General features: G+C 30.1%; 20 protein-coding genes. 10 read left to right on the top strand and 10 right to left on the bottom strand.

Annotated features, from left to right (window positions below):
- The first annotated feature begins 168 nt into the window (after window positions 1-168).
- The 9 genes from ACYU7A_RS13715 to ACYU7A_RS13755 all read left to right on the top strand — a co-directional run bounded on the left by ACYU7A_RS13715 (window position 169) and on the right by ACYU7A_RS13755 (window position 7,600).
- The gene (locus tag ACYU7A_RS13715; protein ID WP_460577421.1) at window positions 169-681 is read left to right on the top strand and encodes an ankyrin repeat domain-containing protein; all 513 of its coding nucleotides are present in this window, start codon (window positions 169-171) and stop codon (window positions 679-681) included.
- Between the two features lie 6 nt (window positions 682-687).
- On the top strand, window positions 688-1,455 hold the full coding sequence (locus tag ACYU7A_RS13720; RefSeq protein WP_460577423.1) for a T9SS type A sorting domain-containing protein: 768 nt from the start codon (window positions 688-690) through the stop codon (window positions 1,453-1,455).
- A 64-nt stretch (window positions 1,456-1,519) separates the two neighbouring features.
- Window positions 1,520-1,906 carry an OB-fold protein gene (locus ACYU7A_RS13725; RefSeq protein WP_344816206.1) on the top strand — a complete coding sequence of 129 codons (387 nt, stop codon included), beginning with the start codon at window positions 1,520-1,522 and terminating at the stop codon, window positions 1,904-1,906.
- Between the two features lie 11 nt (window positions 1,907-1,917).
- Window positions 1,918-2,781, top strand: coding sequence for a DUF5777 family beta-barrel protein (locus ACYU7A_RS13730; protein WP_460577425.1), 864 nt, complete (start codon window positions 1,918-1,920; stop codon window positions 2,779-2,781).
- A gap of 3 nt (window positions 2,782-2,784) precedes the next feature.
- Window positions 2,785-3,132 (top strand): hypothetical protein, encoded by a 348-nt coding sequence (locus ACYU7A_RS13735; RefSeq protein ID WP_460577427.1) that lies wholly within the window; start codon window positions 2,785-2,787, stop codon window positions 3,130-3,132.
- Window positions 3,133-3,144: 12 nt separating this feature from the next.
- The gene (locus ACYU7A_RS13740) at window positions 3,145-3,786 is read left to right on the top strand and encodes a YceI family protein (RefSeq protein WP_460577429.1); all 642 of its coding nucleotides are present in this window, start codon (window positions 3,145-3,147) and stop codon (window positions 3,784-3,786) included.
- Between the two features lie 152 nt (window positions 3,787-3,938).
- Window positions 3,939-4,424 (top strand): acyl-CoA carboxylase biotin carboxyl carrier protein subunit, encoded by a 486-nt coding sequence (locus tag ACYU7A_RS13745; protein ID WP_460577431.1) that lies wholly within the window; start codon window positions 3,939-3,941, stop codon window positions 4,422-4,424.
- A gap of 111 nt (window positions 4,425-4,535) precedes the next feature.
- Window positions 4,536-5,993 carry an acetyl-CoA carboxylase biotin carboxylase subunit gene (gene accC, locus ACYU7A_RS13750; protein WP_460577433.1) on the top strand — a complete coding sequence of 486 codons (1,458 nt, stop codon included), beginning with the start codon at window positions 4,536-4,538 and terminating at the stop codon, window positions 5,991-5,993.
- Between the two features lie 65 nt (window positions 5,994-6,058).
- Window positions 6,059-7,600 carry an acyl-CoA carboxylase subunit beta gene (locus tag ACYU7A_RS13755; protein ID WP_460577435.1) on the top strand — a complete coding sequence of 514 codons (1,542 nt, stop codon included), beginning with the start codon at window positions 6,059-6,061 and terminating at the stop codon, window positions 7,598-7,600.
- A gap of 61 nt (window positions 7,601-7,661) precedes the next feature.
- Here ACYU7A_RS13755 and ACYU7A_RS13760 read toward each other — a convergent pair whose 3' ends face one another.
- The 9 genes from ACYU7A_RS13760 to ACYU7A_RS13800 all read right to left on the bottom strand — a co-directional run bounded on the left by ACYU7A_RS13760 (window position 7,662) and on the right by ACYU7A_RS13800 (window position 18,497).
- Window positions 7,662-8,129, bottom strand: coding sequence for a hypothetical protein (locus ACYU7A_RS13760; protein ID WP_460577437.1), 468 nt, complete (start codon window positions 8,127-8,129; stop codon window positions 7,662-7,664).
- A gap of 230 nt (window positions 8,130-8,359) precedes the next feature.
- Window positions 8,360-9,469, bottom strand: a complete 1,110-nt coding sequence (locus ACYU7A_RS13765; protein WP_460577439.1) for a DUF6438 domain-containing protein — start codon at window positions 9,467-9,469, stop codon at window positions 8,360-8,362.
- Between the two features lie 149 nt (window positions 9,470-9,618).
- On the bottom strand, window positions 9,619-9,843 hold the full coding sequence (locus ACYU7A_RS13770; RefSeq protein ID WP_460577441.1) for a hypothetical protein: 225 nt from the start codon (window positions 9,841-9,843) through the stop codon (window positions 9,619-9,621).
- Between the two features lie 9 nt (window positions 9,844-9,852).
- Entirely contained in the window at window positions 9,853-11,427 is a 1,575-nt protein-coding gene (locus ACYU7A_RS13775; RefSeq protein ID WP_460577443.1) for an alpha/beta fold hydrolase, read from the bottom strand.
- 235 nt (window positions 11,428-11,662) lie between these two features.
- On the bottom strand, window positions 11,663-12,340 hold the full coding sequence (locus tag ACYU7A_RS13780) for a hypothetical protein (protein WP_460577445.1): 678 nt from the start codon (window positions 12,338-12,340) through the stop codon (window positions 11,663-11,665).
- A 168-nt stretch (window positions 12,341-12,508) separates the two neighbouring features.
- Window positions 12,509-14,806, bottom strand: coding sequence for an N-6 DNA methylase (locus tag ACYU7A_RS13785; protein WP_460577447.1), 2,298 nt, complete (start codon window positions 14,804-14,806; stop codon window positions 12,509-12,511).
- A 257-nt stretch (window positions 14,807-15,063) separates the two neighbouring features.
- Complete coding sequence (locus ACYU7A_RS13790) at window positions 15,064-15,924, bottom strand: hypothetical protein (RefSeq protein ID WP_460577449.1); 861 nt, start codon at window positions 15,922-15,924, stop codon at window positions 15,064-15,066.
- Window positions 15,924-17,315 carry a DUF3696 domain-containing protein gene (locus tag ACYU7A_RS13795; RefSeq protein WP_460577451.1) on the bottom strand — a complete coding sequence of 464 codons (1,392 nt, stop codon included), beginning with the start codon at window positions 17,313-17,315 and terminating at the stop codon, window positions 15,924-15,926. Before ACYU7A_RS13795 ends, ACYU7A_RS13790 begins: the two co-directional genes overlap by 1 nt.
- Window positions 17,316-17,453: 138 nt before the next feature.
- The gene (locus ACYU7A_RS13800; protein WP_460577453.1) at window positions 17,454-18,497 is read right to left on the bottom strand and encodes a tyrosine-type recombinase/integrase; all 1,044 of its coding nucleotides are present in this window, start codon (window positions 18,495-18,497) and stop codon (window positions 17,454-17,456) included.
- A gap of 204 nt (window positions 18,498-18,701) precedes the next feature.
- Here ACYU7A_RS13800 and ACYU7A_RS13805 point away from each other — a divergent pair, with 204 nt between their 5' ends.
- Window positions 18,702-19,892, top strand: coding sequence for a C40 family peptidase (locus tag ACYU7A_RS13805; protein WP_460577455.1), 1,191 nt, complete (start codon window positions 18,702-18,704; stop codon window positions 19,890-19,892).
- On the opposite strand, the gene ACYU7A_RS13810 is transcribed toward ACYU7A_RS13805, so the two are convergent.
- Window positions 19,893-20,576 carry a response regulator transcription factor gene (locus ACYU7A_RS13810; protein WP_298303197.1) on the bottom strand — a complete coding sequence of 228 codons (684 nt, stop codon included), beginning with the start codon at window positions 20,574-20,576 and terminating at the stop codon, window positions 19,893-19,895. It lies immediately after the preceding gene.
- Between the last annotated feature and the right edge of the window lie 7 nt (window positions 20,577-20,583).

Genomic DNA, 20,583 nt, shown 5'->3' on the forward strand with positions numbered 1-20,583 from the left:
TTTTTTGTATTCTATTTCAATTAATTAATCAATTTGTAAATACAAATTCTAATTTATATCGTATATATAATCATCAAGAGTTGAAAAATTCTATTTCATAAACATTTATTTACACTCAAACAATGATATATATCATAAAATTAATAAATTTGTATAAAAAAAGATAAATTGCAAAAAATTCTGTTAATTTTGTTTATATCGATAAATGCTGTTTTTGCTCAAGATATTAATTGTTTTGATGTAGCAAGAAAGGGCAGTTTATCTGATATTAAATCACTTTTTGAAAAAGATAAAACCATTATTAACGCCATTGATGATAAAGGTTCAAGTATGCTTATATTAGCTTGTTATAGAGGTAATGATGCAGTGGCGAACTTTTTAATTGACAACAAAGCAGAAGTAAATTATGTTTCAAAAAATGGAACTGCATTAATGGCTTGCGTTGTAAAAGGTGAATTTGAATTGGTAGATAAATTACTTCTTAATGGAGCAAATATAGATTTAAAAGATCAAAACGGAATGACAGCATTGATGTTGGCTGTTCAATTTAATAATCCAGAAATGGTTAAAAAATTATTACAAGAAAAGGCTAATAAAGAACTAAAATGCAATCAAAATAAAACGGCTTTTGAATATGCCGTAGAATTTAATTACGAAGAAATTATAAACTTGCTAAAATAAATAACTATGAAAAAAATTACTATTTTATTATTTGCTCTTGTATTTGGGGTTAAGGGATTTTCACAATCAAAATCAACACCAATTATCAATTTAACTTCAAACATGACTGCTCAATTTACATTAAACAACTCAACTTCCAAAGTCACTTTGGTTTTAACAGGCCCATCAGATAGATGGTTTGCTCTTGGTTTAGGTGTTACATCTGGGTTTTCAATGTCAGATGGTGATGTCGTTGTATATTCAACTTCGTTAACCGATAGAAATTACGTTGGTTTTTCAGCTCCAGCAACAGACGCTAGTCAAGATTGGACTACAGTTTCTAATAATGTTGCGTCTGGTGTGAGAACATTGACTCTTGAAAGAGCACTTACAAATGCAGATGCTAATGACTTACAGTTGCCATATGCTTCTACAAGTTCAATTGATTTAGCCTGGGCACGTTCTGCATCAGCTACTACAACTCTTGCTAGTCATGGGACTGGTAATAGAGGCTTTGCAACTGGTTCATTTACAATTCTTGGAAAAGAAGATTTTTCTTTAAATGCTACTTCAATTTTTCCAAATCCTTCTTCTGGAGAATTTTCTATCAAAACTAAAACCAATCTATCTAAAGTTAACGTATATAGTCAAACAGGAGCTTTAGTTAAAACAATTGAAGTTACAGATGAATCTAACGAAGTTGAACTAAAAGTTAGTGGACTTCAATCTGGAGTTTACTTTTTAGAATTACAAAATGATTCTGAAAAATCTTGGAAAAAGGTTATTGTTAACTAAATATAAGTAAAATCTATAAACAATAGAGTTTGCTTAATTGTGAACTCTATATTTTTTTAAAAACATGAGTAAAAAAGTAAAGTTATTAATTGGACTAATTGTGATTGTAGCTGCAGGTTATTTTGGATACAATTATATAATGACTGGTGGAGCTAGAGATATACAAACTGAAAAATCCGAATTCACTACATCAGCAACTGATGTTTTTAGTGAGTTTTCAAATAACTCAGAAACAGCAACTGCCAAATATTTAAACAAAACAGTTGAAATTTCAGGAAAAGTTACCAATGTTGGTGAAAATGTAATCACTTTAGATGAGAAGGTTTCTTGTCAATTACAAGTTGCTGAAAAAGTTGCTATTGGAAGTCAAGTTAACATTAAAGGACGTGTAACTGGTTATGACGACCTTTTAGAAGAATTAAAATTAGATCAATGTTTAATCGTAAAATAAGAACAAGAAAAATGAAATTATCTAAAATTGCTTTTTCAGTATTTTTTCTATTTGTATTCGGATTTTCCAATGCACAAGATGATTTATTGAATGAATTAGATTCTGAGAATAAAGGAAAAAAAGAGATTGAAATTGCTGCATTCAAAGGTTTGCAAGTATGTTCAATGCAATCAACAAAATTGGCAGCTAAAGGAGAATGGTATTTTTTAGTTTCACATAGATTTGGAGATTTAACAGATGGTTTAGACAACTTTTTTGGTTTAGACAATGCCTTAACTAAAATTGGAGGTTTGTATGGTGCAACCGATTGGCTAACTCTCGGTCTTTCTCGTCATACATTAAATAAAAACTATGAGTTCACTGCAAAATATAAATTTGCAGATCAAGAAGTTAATGGATTTCCAGTAACAATTGTTGGTTACAATACCATGGACATCAATTCTAAATTAAGCAAAGATGAATTTCCTGAATTAAAATCATCAAGCAGATTTGCTTTTAGTACGCAATTACCAATATCAAGAAAATTTTCTAATAGTTTTTCGATGGAACTAAATCCGATTTACATTCACAAAAACTTGTATGAGCCATTATTTGAAGAGAAAGATAATTTTCTTTTAGCACTTGGCGGAAGATATAAATTGTCTAAAAGAATCAGTATGAATATGGAATATGCAGCTCGATTGAATGCAAGAGAAACAAGTTTTTATCATAATCCTCTATCGATTGGTATGGATATTGAAACAGGTGGACATGTATTCCAATTGGTTTTCTCTAACAGTCAAGCCATGAATGATGTTAGTTATTTTACCAATGCTAACGGAGTTACAGAAGGAAAAGGAATTTATTTTGGGTTTAACATGTATAGAGTATTCTAAATTATGAGAGCATTAAAAATTATAATAGTATTGATGATTGCCTGTTTTATTGGGTTTTCATGTGAGTCACAAACCTACACAGAAATTTCTGGAGAGGTAGCTAATCCAACATACACAGACAATGTAAAACCCATTATTGTAAACAATTGTTTGTCATGTCATAGCGTTGCAGGAGGCGAATTACCAACAATGGAAACCTACGCACAAGTAAGAGATGCAGCAGAAAACGGAAACATGATTTGTAGAATCGACGATCAATCTTGTGGTGCAGTGATGCCACAATCAGGAAGAATGCCGCAAACAAGAATTAATACAATAAAAAAATGGGCAGCTAACGGATTTCCAAACTAAAAAAAAATCGCTATGAAATCGCCATTAACTACAAGTTTGCGTAAGCAAACACCTATAAATAAAAAGGCGATACCATATATGACTGCTAACAAATCAAATTTTACATATATGAAAAAGATACTATTATTTACTGGATTATTGTTTTCGACTTGCTTGTTTTCACAAAAGATGATGACACGTTCAGGAGAGATTAAATTTGAAGCATCAATGCCTGCTTTTGAAGAAGTAGCAGCTAAAAATAACACTGTTTCTTGTATTTTTGATAAATCTACAGGTGATATTGCTGTTTTGGCGTTGGTGAAAGCATTTCGATTTAAAGTGCCATTAATGGAAGAACACTTTAATGAAAATTATATTGAAAGTGATAAATTCCCAAAAGCTACCTTTAAAGGAAAAGTTACCAATTTTGATGCTGCAAAAGTAGCTTCTGGTAAAGCAACTTTCGATGTTGAAGGTGATTTAACTTTACATGGTGTTACCAAAAAAGTAAAGACCAAAATTACATTTGTGCAATCTGGTGAAAAGCTGGTGGCAACTTGTAGTTTTAAAGTTAAACCTGCAGATTATAATATCAAAATTCCTTCTGTAGTTAAAAGTAAAATTGCAGAATCAGTAGAAATTGATTTAAAATTTGACTTAGAAAAGAAAGTGTAATTTTAAATTCAAAACGATAAAAAAAGACTCCAGCTTATAAGTTGGAGTCTTTTTTTATATTAAAGCTATATTAAATTTCCAATTTTCTGATAATTATCAGTTCTGAAAACGTTTTCTTTTTCTAAATTTACTACCAATAAAAACCAATCAATATGAGCAATAATTATAAGCTTTCTGTTAATCATGCTACTTCGTTTGATTTATCAGAAAGTGACCTCAAAAATCTTGATGCCGTTAGTGTGGAAAAAGACAAATTCCACGTTTTGAAAAATCACAAACCTTATAAAGCCGAAATTGTTTCTTCCGATTTTTTAGCAAAAAAATACACTGTTAAAGTAAATAACAATACGTATGAAGTTGCTATTGAAGATGCTTTAGATATCCAAATCAAAAGTATGGGAATTGAACGAGGCAGAACTAAAGTGGTTAATGCTATCAAAGCTCCAATGCCAGGATTAATTCTAGAAATCAATGTAGAAGTTGGACAAACAGTTAAAGAAAATGATTCTTTATTAATTCTTGAAGCCATGAAAATGGAAAATAGTTTTCTTTCACCTCGTGATGGAGTAATTAAATCTATTGCTGTAGAAAAAGGTCACGCTGTAGACAAAGGACAATTGTTAATTGAATTTGAATAATAGGACACGGAATTAGCCACGAAGACACAAAGACACAAAAATATAATTAGAGTCTTGAAATAAAAAATAACTTAGCGTCTTAGTGTCTTTGCGGCAAAAAAAAATCAATATATGAAAAAAATAACCAAAATATTAGTTGCCAATCGTGGTGAAATTGCCATAAGGGTAATGAAAACGGCAAAGAAAATGGGCATCAAAACTGTAGCTGTATTTTCAACTGCCGATAGAAATGCACTTCACGTAAAATATGCTGATGAAGCAGTTTGCATTGGAGAAGCAGCTTCAAGTCAATCGTACTTGCGTGGAGATAAAATTATTGAAGTTTGTAAAGAACTTGGTGTTGATGCAGTTCATCCTGGATACGGATTTTTAAGTGAAAATTCCGCTTTCGCTGAAGAATGTGAAAAAAACAACATCATTTTCATCGGACCAAAATCGAAAGCCATCGAAATGATGGGAAGTAAATTAGCCGCAAAAGAAGCGGTGATGAAATATGATATTCCAATGGTTCCTGGAGTTGATCATGCTATTATTGATGTGGAAGAAGCTAAAAGAACAGCGCAGGAAGTTGGTTTTCCCATTTTGATTAAAGCCTCTGCTGGTGGTGGTGGAAAAGGAATGCGTATTGTAGAGAAAGAAGAAGATTTTGAATCTCAAATGGAACGTGCTATTTCTGAAGCAACCAATGCTTTTGGTGATGGTTCGGTTTTTATTGAAAAATATGTAACCAAACCGCGTCATATCGAAATTCAAATTATGGCTGATAGTCATGGAAATGTTTTGTATGTATTTGAAAGAGAATGTAGTATTCAACGTCGTCATCAAAAAGTAGTTGAAGAAGCGCCATCATCTATTTTAACTCCAGAAATGCGTAAAAAAATGGGAGAAGCTGCTGTAAAAGTAGCTCGTGCTTGTGATTATCTTGGAGCTGGAACTGTTGAGTTTTTATTAGACGATAAACACAATTTCTATTTCCTCGAGATGAATACGCGTTTGCAAGTAGAGCATCCAGTTACTGAAATGGTTTCTGGTTTAGACTTGGTTGAATTGCAAATAAAAGTAGCTCGTGGAGAAGCTTTAGAAATCAAACAAGAAGATTTAGTAATTCACGGTCATGCTATGGAACTTCGTGTATATGCCGAAGATCCAATGAATGATTTCTTACCAAATGTTGGAAATTTAAGTACTTATAAGTTACCAGAAGGCGAAGGAATTCGTGTAGATAATGGTATCGAAGAAGGTATGGATGTTCCAATTTACTATGATCCAATGCTTTCCAAATTGGTAACTTACGGAAAAACTCGTGAAGAATCTATCGAGTTAATGATTAAAGCTATCGATAACTATCATGTTGAAGGTGTTGCAACAACTTTACCATTCGGAAAATTTGTAATGGAACACGAAGCCTTCCGTTCAGGTGATTTTGATACTGGTTTCGTAAAAGCGTATTACAGTCCTGAAAAACTGAAAGCAAATCTAGATATAGAAGCTGAAATTGCGGCGATGGTTGCTTTAAAACAATATGTTGCTGATAAAAAAATCTTAAGATTACCTATAATAAGTGAATAGTGAAAAGTGATTAGTAAAAAGTAATTATCTAATTTTCACATTAACTCATTGACACATAAAATAAAATGGAAGATAAAATTAAAATATTAAACGATAAAATTGCTTTAGCCAAATTAGGTGGAGGCGAAAAAAGAATTGCATCGCATCATGCCAAAAAGAAATTAACGGCTCGTGAGCGTGTCGAATATCTTATGGATGAAGGTTCTTTTGAAGAAATCGGAATGTTGGTAACGCACAGAACGACTGACTTTGGAATGGAAAAAGAAATCGTTTATGGCGATGGTGTTGTAACTGGTTACGGAACAATTAATGGTAGAGTAGTGTATGTTTTTGCACAAGATTTTACTGTTTTTGGAGGTTCATTATCAGAAACTCATGCTGAGAAAATCTGTAAAGTTATGGACATGGCTCTAAAAAGTGGTGCGCCAATGATTGGATTAAACGACTCTGGTGGAGCAAGAATTCAAGAAGGTGTTCGTTCGCTTGGTGGTTATGCCGATATTTTTTACAGAAATGTACAATCAAGTGGTGTAATTCCGCAGATTTCTGCCATTATGGGACCTTGTGCTGGTGGAGCAGTTTATTCACCTGCTATGACCGATTTCACTATGATGGTTGAAGGAAACAGTTATATGTTTGTAACTGGTCCAAATGTTGTAAAAACAGTTACTAATGAAGAAGTTACTTCAGAAGAATTAGGTGGAGCAAGTACGCATTCAACTAAATCTGGTGTAGCACATATTACTTCTCCTAACGGTGTTGAATGTTTGGAAGATATCAAAAAATTATTGAGTTATTTGCCACAAAACAACAGAGAAACTACGCCAAAATTACCTTATGTAACCAATGAAGAAGTTCGTGAGAAATTGGATACTATCGTTCCTGATAATGCTAACAAGCCTTATGATATGCATGATTTAATTGACAACATCATCGACGAAGATTCTTTCTTTGAAATTCATAAAGATTTTGCTGAAAATATTATTGTAGGTTTTGCTCGTTTAGGAGGAAGAAGCATAGGAATTGTGGCAAACAATCCTAAATTTTTAGCAGGTTGTTTGGATGTGAATTCTTCAATTAAAGCGGCTCGATTTGTACGTTTCTGCGATTGTTTCAACATTCCATTGTTAGTGTTAGAAGACGTTCCCGGATTCTTACCTGGAACCGACCAAGAGTGGAATGGTATCATCGTTCATGGAGCCAAATTATTATATGCTTTCAGTGAAGCAACCGTTCCGAGAGTTACTGTAATTACTCGAAAAGCTTATGGTGGTGCGTATGACGTAATGAACTCTAAACACATTGGTGCCGATATGAACTTTGCTTGGCCAAGTGCAGAAATTGCTGTAATGGGAGCAAAAGGAGCTTCAGAAATTATCTTCAAAAAAGAAATTAGCGAAGCAGCCGATCCAGCAGCTAAATTATTAGAAAAAGAAGCAGAATATGCTGAGTTGTTTGCTAATCCTTACACAGCAGCGCAACGTGGTTTTATTGATGAGGTTATCTTACCAAAAGATACTCGAAGAAAACTATTAAAAGCTTTCAGTATGCTAGAAAACAAAGTGGTAGACACGCCAAAACGCAAACACGGAAACATTCCGTTATAATTATTTTTTTTCATAAGTTAAAAACCCGTTTTGTATTGCAAAACGGGTTTTTTGTGAATTTTTACACTTGACCTTTTCTTGGAAATTCAGGTTTTTTTGGAATTATATTGACTTCTTTTTCTAATTGAAATATAGTTTTACTTGAGCTTATTTTTAAAAAAACTTTATAATTTCTAGGACTAGAAAAGGTAGTGTCCAATTTGATAGCAAAATCTCCATTTAGGGCTTTTTCATTTGAAGATAAGACGATTTTAAACGAGTCATCAGGGTTCTTTTTTATTTCATAATTTACTGAAACATCTTCATTCATTCCGGGAATTAAAATACTATTTGACCAATTATTAATAATTAATGGCTGTTCAAATTTTAGATATTTATCTACTTCAGTAGGATAGATTTGTTTTCCATCGAGCACTATTCTTTGTATGTCCCAGTTGCCTTCAATACTGATTTTGTTGGGTTTGTAAAAGGCAAAATACAATATAAAAGCTACTAAAAGACTAATTAATACGATCTCAATTCTTTTCATTTTGGGAATGTTATATTTTTTGAGAATGGTCTAAACAAAATTCCTATTAATTACCTAAAAATGGCGAGTAGCCATAAACAGCTTTTTCTGCTAACGTTCCCACGCTTTGCGAGGTTGCGAGCTTCGTAACTGAGTATTTTCCATTATTACTAAAGTTCTTGCGAAAGATAAACGTAAATTTACCACATAATTCGCAATCTCGCAAAACGTGTGTTGGCAGTAGTACTTATTCATTCGCTTTTCACTTTCTGTCTTTTTTTTAATTCATTTTTCTCTACAAAATTAAAGCCCAAATCATAGGTTACAGAACTTTTATTTTTAGAGAATATTTTAAAAAACCTTCCATCAGTTTCAATTCTGCTTACATCATAATCATTATCATAATTAGATACAAATTCTGCTTTAAACGATTTATTCGTAGTTATAGATTTATTCAATAAATTCGACAAAAAGAAGATTTCAGAACTTGTCAAGTTTATGATTTTATTACCTTTTTCAAATCGAAGATTTATGTACTGAAAATCTTTTACTGTTTTGTCCTCTTCTAATTTTATTTTTTGATACAAATAGGTTAGTGGTTCAATATTTATTCGGAAACTTTTCGGAGACTGGCTTCCATAATCAGTTATGGATTTCAAAATTTTGTTGTCTTTAATGAATGTAACACTAACTTCTTGGTCGTCAGTCCAATTTGCTGTATAATTATCTTTTAAGTTGAAGAAATTCACTTTTTTCAAACCATTTTTGATTTCATTGAATTCAGAAACTTTTATTCTTGATTTGAAGTAACCATTTTTAGAATTGTAATGAGCTCCATAATAATAAATTTCACCGTTTTTATTTATTTCTATATCATTTATTGGACAAGAACCAAAACAAGGCGATTTTGAAATAATTATTTTGTCAAAATTCTCCTTTTCATTGATTTTATAATTTAGTTTTGAAAGTTCCAAAATCACATTTTTATCAAACTTTAGTTTTAATTTTTTAGAATTAACACTGACAATTTTAGAAGCATCCCATTTTTTAGAAATAAGATTTAAAATATATAAACTATCATCTACAATTTTATATTTCGTTTTTGTTCCGAAAAAAGTAGTTTTTCTTTCTTCTTTTTCTGTTTTATCTTTTGTTTCAAAATATCCTGGTTTACTTTCGCAGTTTCCATTTTTGTCAAAAGAATATCCAAAATCAGTGTAAAAATGATTTTCAATTTTAGGATTTTCTTTTTCAAAAATCCAATCGCCAACAATTATATTTTCATAGTGTTTTGTTGTTTTCTTTTCACAAGAAATCAATGTCAATAGAAGCAAAAATATGTATTGATAATTTTTCGTCATAGTATTACTGCCAACGTTTTGCAGCTTGGCGATGTGGCGGATTAAGGAAGCCTAAACTTTTGATTAAACACTGACTTTGCAAGTACAAAACTAACATCAAATTAAGCCAAAACCCGCCATATTGCCAAACTGCTGTTATGTGATGTTCTTTATCTTGATAAATATGAGTGTTCAATATTATCGATTTTTGTAACAACTTTCAATTCGTTTTCATATACGTAAATATTAGGAACATCAATTCCTTTATAGTTTTCTGATAAGAATAATTTACATTGAAGTATTGAAACTGATAAAAAATTTAATAGGTTGTGTTCTTTTGGATTATGTATTTCATTTCCATCACTTTCAACTATTACTATGTTAAATTTGTCCATTTTTAAATTTTATTGTTTTATAATTTTTGTTGTTTTAATTACTTCTTCATTTTTAAGTTTTAACAAGTAAGTTCCAGATTGTAATAAACTCATATCTATTTCTTGATTTTCGGATATTTTACTTGATAAAACTTTTTGCCCCAAAACATCGAAGATTTCAACTTCGTCAAATTTATTGTCAGATTTGATATTTACTCTTGAATTTGTAGGATTTGGGTAAACTGAAAAATAATTATTAGAAATAAAATCTTCATTGCTCAAAGTAGTAGAAGTTAGTCCAAAAGCATAAGGTATTTGATAACTATTTGCACTTGGGGTTCCATAGATTTCTAAATAGTATTGACCAACTGATAGGTTTTGAGTTAAAATTTGATTTCCGCTATTTATAGTAAGAGTCGCTCCAACTTGTGAAAATGCTGAATTTACAATTCTTGCGTATATTGGAAAAGGTAATGCGTTATTTACAACTAAATTAATTTGGCTATTGCTTGTAACATTAAATTTATAGTCATCATAATCAACTGTTGGATATGGACTCTGTGGATTTTGTTCTGTGATAAAGCCAACATATGGAATATCAAAATTGATTCCATATGCAATATTAAATTCATTTGGTTCGTCCAAACCTTTCATGTTAGGATATAATTGGTCTGGTAAAAAATTATGTAGGACAGCAGTTGTAAATATATTTGTGGTGAGATTAGGATATATATTGTTAAGATTTGCACTGTCTGTTGTAACTGCAATATCTCCAAGACCGAGCGCACCTGTACCAATAATACAGGCAAAATCTAAATTTGTATACATTGGCTTATAGTTTAAGCCTGTTACAAAATCTCCATTACTTATACCATCACAATTTACATCTACATTATAATAATTGTTTGAACCATCATCCATAACACTATTTAATTCATTACCACCAAATAAAAAAACACCATTAAGTTGACTATCGTCATAAGTATTTTTTAAATCTCTCATTGCTTCGGAACGCAAGTCAACTCCGACTATTTGACCTCCAATAGCATTACTTCCTAAATGAGGTGTTCCTGTAGTAATTAATTTTGCTACGTGATGCATTCCATCTGGTTGCCAATTTGAAGGATTTTGAAGATATTCTCTTGCACAAAGTCCACCCATACTATGACCAAATAAAATCACTTTATCTCTATTTGTTTGATTTAATACCAATTGAATTGCAGTTTTTAATGCAAAACCCTGTTTAGTTATTGCTGCTTGATTACTTAAAACATCATTTGTTCCTGTCGGATACAATACTCCAAGATTATTTATGTCAAAATTGATTACATAAAAATCGCCTGTTGTAAATGTAGGACTTGTGTATAATTGAATATCAGCGCCCAAATTTGAAGTACTATTTAATCCATCTTGATTTAAACAAAAATTTATTCTGCCTCCATAAGTTAAATTGTAGTTGTTAGTTAATGAATTTTTCATGTTGTTCCAAATAGTGTCATCTGAAATTAATCCATGAATGAAAATTATTGGATAAGGAAGTTTTTGTGCATTGATTTTTGAAAAACTGATTGCAAGTAGTAACGTAATGAGTAATTTTTGTTTCATTTTTTTCTTTTTTTTAGTTGATTATTTACATAAATGTTCTATGGCTACGAATAGAATATCACATAACGTTTTGCTGCTTCTGGCAGTGGCGTAATTTGGTCACTGACAACAACAAATATACCGAATATTTGAAAACGAAAGTTGTATTGTAAGAAAAAAGATTTTCACAGAAGTTTTATAAATAAATCCCATGCCTAGCCATTGCTAGAAACAGCTGTTGTGTGACGTAATTGTATTAGTAACTAATTGTTTTTGTGATTGCGTATTCTTCAACAATTTTGTTTTCTTGCCAATCAATTTCTATAACAATATATTTTGTCTTAGATTTATTTGTTGGAAATTTAAAAACCCAGCATAAGGCATTGTGTTTTTCATTAAAGTGAAAATCAATTTCATAAAGTTCTGAAGTTGGAAAAGAATTTTGCTCAGACCATTTTAGAGCAGTTTTTTCGATTTCAATTCTATCTATAAAACGATTCGGTTCTCTGAACCATTCTCTAGGCCAATTGCACTTTAATATTTGACCATATTCATCCATATCAATTTTTATTAAATAAGATTTGATTCCAATTTCTGGCATTGAAATTCTATAAACAAATTGATATTTATAAACAATCCAACCTCTATCATAAGTTTTAGAGTTTTCTTTAAAATAATCTTCTAAATTAGAAACACATCCATCTTTAAATTCTGCTTTTGAATCTATGTTTTCTAAAATAATGTTTAAGTAGTTTTCTAAATTATATTTAATATTATTAGGTATTTGTTTTAAATCTGTAAAGTATTTATTGTAATCTTTATTGCCAGTTACTGTGTAAAATTCGCTATTCTGTTTATCGACAATCAACTTTTCTTGAGCAGATAAATTAAAATTATAGAATAAGAAAATGAGAATTGTAATTCGTTTATTCATAGCGTTTTTATATTATGTCACACAACGTTTCGCGGCTTCATGAAGTGGCGATGAACCAAGACCAAGCCTTCACAAATATAAACAAAACTTTTAATTAAAACCTTTCCAATTTCTGATAAATCCCGAGCCTCGCCATTTCTTGAAACCGCTGTTATGCCTCGTTGTTTTTTAGAATTCGCTTAATTCAAATAGTTTATTTCTAAACTCATCGATTCTTTCAAAAACTGAATTTCCAGAATCATTAATTGCTTTTTTTGGACAATCAATTTCTAATCTTTCCAATCTTGATTTAATAGCCATTCTGCCGTAAAAAAAGCGCCATTTTTGAATGTTTATTTGTGTAGCAAACCATAATAATTCATTAAATGACATTTTAAATTTTGGTAACAAAACTCTAACAGAACTACCACCATTACCACGAGCCATAAATCTCCAAGGCTGAACATATGCTTGACCAAAAGCAGTAACAGTTATCGCACCATCTTCAAAAATTTCAGGTTCATCGTCAGAAACTAATCTTATAATACTATTTGTTGAATCACCACTTGAAATATAAGGACAATTCCCTTCAGAATAATTTTTCTCTCCTGAAGATTTTCCATTTGCAACTACAAAAAAATCGGTCAAAACTCCTTTCTTTCCGTATGGAAGAATTTCAGAATCATTTATGTTTTCAGGAAAATCTTCTAAAACTTCATCTGCTAGTTCAGGTATTGAAGAAACTGCTTGAAACAATGATAAAATCAAAGTTTGCTCCTGTTTTTTTAGTTCTAATTCAGTAATTTTTGGTTGTGGTAACCATTGTTGAGGACTGAATTCTTGACCATCTATGATTTTTAACGCACTTATAGTCGTAGCTAAATCTGATTTAAATTTATTATTGTTTTTAAAACTTTCAAAAGAATTTAAAATTTCTTCAAGTTGCGAACCCTCACATTCAACTCTTTTTCCTTTAAGTTTTACGTATCCATCATTCCAAATTCTGCCCATAAATACTTTTTCACTTTCAGATTGAGGAATATGAGCTTTAGCGATAAAAATTGATGTCGGTGCAGCTGTAGGATAGAATAAATCTTCGGGTAAACTTATAACACCTAAAATTGAATGGTTTTTTACAAGCTTTTGTCTCCAAACTTTATTATCATCATCAGCAAAAATTCCTGCTTTGACAACAACTGCGATTAAGCCACCTGGTTCAAGTGCATCTAATGCAACATCTATAAAATCTCTTTCTGGCTCTTCTTCTTGTGAAAAAGGAGGATTTAAAAATGCTCTAGTAAATTTTCCTTCAATTTCTGTTTTGTTGTCAAAACAATTACTATTTTCGATATGACTTTTTCCATCGCCACGGAAAAACATATTTAGAGTTGCTAAAGCCCAAACAGTTGGGTTTGTATCAAATCCATAAAGTGATTGCTTTATTTTAGAGATTGCTTTTGGTCCTTTTGCTTTTGACATCATTTCATCAAATGCTGCAACTAAAAAGCCTCCAGTTCCACTTGCAATGTCTATAACTCTATCTCCTAATCTTGCTCCAATTAAATCAACACAAAACCTAGTCATATGTCTAGGAGTAAATACTATACCTAAAGCATTGTTATCATAACCGTATCTTAAAAATGCTTCGTAGAAAAGACCAAGAAAATCAGTATCAGTTTGTAAAACTGACCTAATATTTAATCGCTTTAAAATAGAAATTATTCTTTGAATTTTAGAACTTAATCTCGAGAAATCTCCACCGCTTAACTTTAAAGCTTCTTCAAGTCTTACTTTTGTATCTGGTCTTAAATCAACACTTTCTTCAATTGCATCCTTAATTAATTTGTTTAAAGAATCTAATTCTTTTCCACTTGTAGTATCAATTTCTCCTTGATACATACCAAGTGCAATCGCTCCTATAACTTTGGGTCTTAATGGAGCTTCAATTTTTGCATATCTTAAAATTTTAGATAACTCGATTGCGGCATCAATAAATTCTGCACTACTAGGAACAGAAACATTTGTTGTTCCATCATCAGCAGAAATTGCTAGTTCGATTTCTTTTTTTGATGGAATTGTTGAAATTTCATAACCATTAGATTTTAATTCTTTCCAAGTATTTCCTTGTAGATATTTTACTTTTACAAAAAAACCATTGTCTTCTTCACCAGCAACCCCAACAGCAATTTTGATATTAAATTTTTTTGTTGAATTTATTGTTTCGCAATAACCAATTGCTTGATTTATAGCGTCATCAATTTTTTTAGCTTCGTTTTTAGCTTCAATTACCATTACTGGTTCTCCTTTAAAACAAACTAAAAAGTCTGGTTTATCTAATCCTAGACCAATAGTCGGAAATGAGTTAATTATTTCTTGTTCTTCAACAAAATCGCCTCCTTTAGAAATATGTGAAACATTCCATCTTCTTTTTTCACTTTGAGTTCGGATAAAATATCTTGTTCTACTTTCGGCTCTTTTTTTTGACATTATTATTTGTAATTATTTTATTTTGTAAAAGTACATTTTTCAAATTTATTAGGAAAAAAATTGTTTGTTTTTAATTCTATGATTTCTTTTTTCCGCTCACTCATACAATGAGGCATAACGTTCCCGCGCTTTGCGTCTGTTGCGAGCTTCGGAACTGATTATTTTCTGTTAAAGATAATATTTCTTGCGAAAGAAAAACGTCCGGCTACCACAATTTTCGCAATAGCGCAAAACGCGTGTTGGCAGTAGCTTAAATTTTAGTTCAATCTTCTAAATTGTACGTTTTTTTTAATCCATTCATTAAGACATTTTTTTTTGTCAGATTCAATTGTTATAATCCAATTTGGTTCATTTTTTATTGTGTAATTAAATGAATTGTCCATTGTTAGTATTATATGATTAAAAAATAATTTTCTTTCATGAATTAAATTTGGATTATGTGTTGAAAATAAATTAACATTTCTGCCCAATTCATCTTTTAAGGCTTGTAAATTAGCGATGTATTCATTTATTCTCTGTCTATTATTTCCAGTTGATAGATTATAATAAAATATAGATTTATTTTTTAGAAATTGAAAATAATTTGTTTCAATATATCTGTTATAAATATTTATTCGACTAAGTCTATGTGGCAAATTAAATATTTTTTTAAATAAATTTTGAATATCATTATCATTGTTGAAATCATAATATTTAAAAATAATTTTATTGCATCTTAATAGTTCAAATAATAAAAATTCTTTGTTCTTACTATTTTCATCTATTGAGTCGTATTTGTAATGAAGAACATTTAAATTTTCTGTTTTACTAATTAGAAAAAGAGATTCAATATTATCAATATTTGCTACATATAATTTTTCACAAATATTTTGACTCGTAGCTTGTCCATCTGCTTCTATCGTATTGATTGCAATCCTATTATTATCACTTAATTCAACAAGTAAAGCACTAAAAACATCAATATCAACAATTTCATTTTCGAGCAATTCAATGTATTTACGTGTCAATAAAACGTCAACTTGATTATTAAAAAAAATACTATTAATATCACTAAAAGATTTATCTCTAGTATTTGATGAATATTTATTAAAAATATCAATTGATGGTAATACAGTCATTATAATAATTCTTTTACTAAGTTATAAGTATTGTCATAAAAGCCTGTCGGGAAATTCGGAGATAAACGACCATATTCATCAATATTGTGTTTAGTTATTTCAAACTTTGTTTCTGTTCGTTTAAAATAATGAATTGTAATATCAGATGGTTTTAAATCATATTTCTTCATTTTTATTAGAATCTGTAGTTTTCTAATAATGTGTTCGCTATGTGTTTCGATGAAATATTGGTTTTTTTTACCAATACTTAATAATGTTTCAATGAATCGTGCTTGCAATGAAGGATGTAAATGAACTTCTGGTTGTTCAATTAATAGAGTTTCTTTATTCTTTGTAAATTGTTCAGAAATAAGAGCTTGAAATAATATAGGTAACTGTAATGAAACACCATAACCAACATCAGTAATATTAGCCCAAAAATCTTTTGTTTTAACGTTTAATGCTAAAACAGGTAAATCTTTATTTTTAACAATGTCAATTTCTTCAGCAATACCTGAGCTTTTAATTATTTTATTAAGTTCTGTAATTCTATGTTTAAATTCTCTTTCTGTTAATGATGGATCTCCTAAAATATTTATAAATTTTTCAATATCAATTAATTTATAATTTGATTTTTTATCCTCCTGAAAGTATAATCTTTTTGGTGAATTACCTATTGGATTTACAAAACGGATTCCATCAATAAACTCCATGCAATAATTTTGATAAATTAAAAGGAAAATTACTTTATAATATATTTCTTCATGATTTTCAATTTCTTTAATTGCTAAAATTTTTTTTCTAATATCAGAATCAAATAAAGTAAAAAATCCTTCTTTATAGGTTAAACAATTTTTAAGTTCATATTCAAAATTTTTAAATTTTATAAATAGTGAAGTAGATAATTCTCTTTGAGAATCGTAAGTCTCTAATTTTTTGCTCTTTATAATAATTCTGCCAAATGATTCATTTTTTACAACTGTAGTTATGTTTTTATGATTATTAAGAATTGAAGTAATTGAGAAATTTACGCTAGTTTTAGAATTGTTTTTTGTAATATCATTTAATAAAGATACAATAATTGAGTTTTCTAATTTTTCATTTTCTTTTTCAAATCTATTAATGAAATCTAAAAAATATTTCAAATATTCTTCACCATTTGAAAAACCAAATTGAATTTTTTTTGATTTAATTTTATCTTTTACAACTTCTTGATAGTTTCCTAAATCTGTTAAATCACCTCTTAATTTTAAATTACTTTCTAAAGGAGAATCAATTGTTTGTTTTAGAGATAATAAAAACTTGAGTAATGAACTTTTACCACCACTATTTTCTCCGATTAAAATGTTTATTCGAGAAAAATCAAAATTCTGATTTTCAAAGCTTCTAAAGTTATTTATATTTATATCCATAATTTTTAAGTTCAGTTTTTCATAAGTTACTGCCAACTTGTATATAAGTCTGACGTTATCATCCTAATACACCCAAAAAGGGTTGTATTAGTCTGACAAAGTACAGACTAATCATATTGTAAAAATATGAAAAAAATATTACAAATCATCAAATGGACTTTTTATTTGCTGAATGTTTTTTGTGCTAACATGTGTGTATATTTCTGTTGTTTTACTACTACTGTGGCCTAATAATTCTTGAATATATCTTAAATCGGTTCCGCTTTCTAGTAAATGAGTTGCATAACTATGACGCAACCAATGTAGTGTAACTGGTTTTTTTATAGAAGCTTTTTTTATTGATTGTTTTATTATGCTTTGTAAGCTTTTTTCTGAATATTGTTCTCCAATAATATTTCCTTCAAATAAATATTTAACAGGTTTATACATTAGATAGTAGGATCTCAATAATTCTAATATTTTTGGACTCAATGGTGCGATTCGATCTTTCTTTCCTTTTGAATTTTTAAGTAAAACAATGTTTCGTTTTGAGTCAATATGTTTAGGTTCAAGTGCTAATAATTCTCCGCTGCGCAAACCACAGCTATATATTAAACTCAACATCATCTTGTGTTTTATATTGGTTGGCGCTTCAAGAATGGCTTTGACTTCTTCTTTACTTAAAACATTTGGAAGTGTTTTTGCTCTCTTTGGTCTATGTATTTTTTCAATATCAATTTTGGTCTCTCTAATTATTTTGAAATATAACTTTATTGCATTAACAATTTGATTTTGATATGATTCTGATAATTTATTTTTAATTATATATTCATTATTAAAAATTATAACATCTTCATTTGTAATTGATTGTATAGGCTTTTTATTGTAGAAAACTAAAAAGGATTTCAATCCGTCACAATAGGTTATTATAGTTTTTTCGCTATAACGTTTGGAGCGTAACCAAAGCGTAAACTTAGCAATTGCTTCAATTCCTTCTTCATTAATAAGTTTAGTTTCAGGAAATATAATTTGAAATTGATTTCTATATTTTTCAGTATCTGGCAAATGCCAAACCCTCAAACTTTGACTCCATCGTGAACCTTCAAGTTTTTTTATTCGTTCAATTAAATCTTTATTCTTTTCAAAATAAACAGCAATTCGTTTTTCGCCGTTATGGCTTATAATTTTTGCACTCCAATTCATGGCATATAATTTTATGATGTAAAAATAATTAAAATTTACTTAGGAGTTTATTAAGTTTCAATTATTGAAAAGTATTTAATTTTTGGTCGATAAATAGGTTGTTTTTTAAATTTAAGTTAAAAAACATCGATGAAATGCACATTTATTTGTAAATTGCAAAACTTTTTAATGGCACATTTTAGTGCTGAGAATTATACTTAACTCATGAAATTTTTCAAACTATTTATACTGTTCTTTCTGTTTTTATCTGCCCAAACTTTTGCTCAAAAAGTAATTAAACACAAGGTGAAATCAGGTGAATCTATTTATTCTATCGCCAAAAAATACGACGTAACCCAATCGGAAATCTTTGATTTGAATCCCAAATTGAAAGGCGCTGTTTTGGGTTTGAATGCTGAGGTTAAAATTCCGAATAAGAAGTTTAAAGAAAAAGAAAAAGCAACTAAGAAAGAAACGATTGTTGCTAAAAAAGAAGCTATAGAAAGTGAAGAGAATCTGAAACAAGTTCAGATTAAAGAAGTTCAAGGTGCTTCGAAAGCTACGCATAGTGTAAAATCAAAAGAAACTTTGTACAGTATTTCTAAAAAATATGGTGTTTCTATGGAAACGTTGTGCGAATTAAATCCGGTTTTAAAAACAAGTAATCTAAAAGCTGGAATGAAATTGCAATTACCTAATATGGAAGAAGCAACGCTTCCTGAAAAGGTGGTTCAAGAACAAAATCCAATAAAAGAAGTAGTTACAGAAACTAAAGTAGAACATCTTGTTTCTAATGTGGATGTGGTGCACAAAGTATTGCCTAAAGAAACCTTATACGGAATTTCTAAACAAACTGGAGTTTCTATAGAAGAATTGACAAAACTAAATCCAAGTGTAGCCAATGGCTTAAAAGTAGATCAGTTTTTAATCATCAGAAAAGGAACTGGCGAACCAGCGGTAAATAAATCGGAAGTGGTTGAGGTGCAAAAGGAAATTGAAACTGCTAAACCTTTATCGGCAGCCAACTTAACTAAGGCCGAATTTTTAATAGAAAAAGCTTCAGAACATATTGGAACTCGTTATAGAAGAGGAGGAACAACCAGTGCAGGATTTGATTGCTCAGGTTTAATGTTTCATACTTTTAAAAGCATAGATATGACTTTGCCACGTTCGTCTCATGAAATGGCAGGTGTTGGTGAGCGAATAAATAAATCGCAAGCCCAAAAAGGTGATTTAATCTTCTTTGCCACTTTTGGAGGTTCAAGAATAAGCCATGTTGGAATGATTACTGAAGTTTTGGAAGACGAAATTAAGTTCATTCACTCGTCAACTAGCGCTGGAGTAATGATTTCATCCACCAAAGAAGGCTACTATTCAAGAAGCTTTGTTCAAATCAATAGAGTGTTGAAAGAGTAATTATTCAACATTAAATTTGAAACCAATTCCGTGTAAATTTTCAATGGTAATTCCTTTTTCGTTTGCAAGAATTTTACGCAATCTAGAGATGAAAACATCCAAACTTCTTCCCATAAAATAATCGTCGTTGCCCCAAAGTGATTTGAGAATTTCTTCTCGTTTCATCACCACATTTTTGTTGTCTAGAAATAGTTTTAATAATTCGGCTTCACGTTGCGTCAAACTAATTTTTTCGGAATCGGTAAATACCAAATAGTTTTTGTGATCGAATTGGTATTTTCCAACAGTATAAATCACGTTTTCTACCGTAGTATTTTTCTGAGAACGCTTTAAGAAAATTTCGATTTTAAGCAACAATTCTTCGATGCTAAAGGGTTTTACTAAATAGTCATCTGCTCCAAGACGCAATCCTTTAATTCGGTCTTCTTTCAAGGTTTTTGCCGACAAAAAGATGATAGGCACATCAGCATTCAACTGACGAATTTTTTCAGCTAGTTCAAAACCATCCATTTTGGGCATCATAATATCAAAAATACAAATATCAAAAGCTTCACTTTTAAAAGCTTTAAGACACATTTCGCCATCAGTGCAATGGGTTACATCGTAGTGCATTTCTAAATTGTCTTTGGTTAGAAAGGCAAGCGTTTCGTCGTCTTCGGCGTAAAGAATTTTATATTTTGTCATTTTATGC

The sequence above is a fragment of the Flavobacterium koreense genome (assembly GCF_054776075.1).

Coding starts and splice junctions, on each gene's coding strand:
- ACYU7A_RS13765 (WP_460577439.1), bottom strand. CDS start 9,469: ATGACGAAAAATTATCAATACATATTTTTGCTTCTATTGACATTGATT.
- ACYU7A_RS13720 (WP_460577423.1), top strand. CDS start 688: ATGAAAAAAATTACTATTTTATTATTTGCTCTTGTATTTGGGGTTAAG.
- ACYU7A_RS13780 (WP_460577445.1), bottom strand. CDS start 12,340: ATGAATAAACGAATTACAATTCTCATTTTCTTATTCTATAATTTTAAT.
- ACYU7A_RS13785 (WP_460577447.1), bottom strand. CDS start 14,806: ATGTCAAAAAAAAGAGCCGAAAGTAGAACAAGATATTTTATCCGAACT.
- ACYU7A_RS13790 (WP_460577449.1), bottom strand. CDS start 15,924: ATGACTGTATTACCATCAATTGATATTTTTAATAAATATTCATCAAAT.
- ACYU7A_RS13775 (WP_460577443.1), bottom strand. CDS start 11,427: ATGAAACAAAAATTACTCATTACGTTACTACTTGCAATCAGTTTTTCA.
- ACYU7A_RS13735 (WP_460577427.1), top strand. CDS start 2,785: ATGAGAGCATTAAAAATTATAATAGTATTGATGATTGCCTGTTTTATT.
- accC (WP_460577433.1), top strand. CDS start 4,536: ATGAAAAAAATAACCAAAATATTAGTTGCCAATCGTGGTGAAATTGCC.
- ACYU7A_RS13725 (WP_344816206.1), top strand. CDS start 1,520: ATGAGTAAAAAAGTAAAGTTATTAATTGGACTAATTGTGATTGTAGCT.
- ACYU7A_RS13730 (WP_460577425.1), top strand. CDS start 1,918: ATGAAATTATCTAAAATTGCTTTTTCAGTATTTTTTCTATTTGTATTC.
- ACYU7A_RS13745 (WP_460577431.1), top strand. CDS start 3,939: ATGAGCAATAATTATAAGCTTTCTGTTAATCATGCTACTTCGTTTGAT.
- ACYU7A_RS13795 (WP_460577451.1), bottom strand. CDS start 17,315: ATGGATATAAATATAAATAACTTTAGAAGCTTTGAAAATCAGAATTTT.
- ACYU7A_RS13800 (WP_460577453.1), bottom strand. CDS start 18,497: ATGAATTGGAGTGCAAAAATTATAAGCCATAACGGCGAAAAACGAATT.
- ACYU7A_RS13760 (WP_460577437.1), bottom strand. CDS start 8,129: ATGAAAAGAATTGAGATCGTATTAATTAGTCTTTTAGTAGCTTTTATA.
- ACYU7A_RS13755 (WP_460577435.1), top strand. CDS start 6,059: ATGGAAGATAAAATTAAAATATTAAACGATAAAATTGCTTTAGCCAAA.
- ACYU7A_RS13770 (WP_460577441.1), bottom strand. CDS start 9,843: ATGGACAAATTTAACATAGTAATAGTTGAAAGTGATGGAAATGAAATA.
- ACYU7A_RS13805 (WP_460577455.1), top strand. CDS start 18,702: ATGAAATTTTTCAAACTATTTATACTGTTCTTTCTGTTTTTATCTGCC.
- ACYU7A_RS13740 (WP_460577429.1), top strand. CDS start 3,145: ATGAAATCGCCATTAACTACAAGTTTGCGTAAGCAAACACCTATAAAT.
- ACYU7A_RS13810 (WP_298303197.1), bottom strand. CDS start 20,576: ATGACAAAATATAAAATTCTTTACGCCGAAGACGACGAAACGCTTGCC.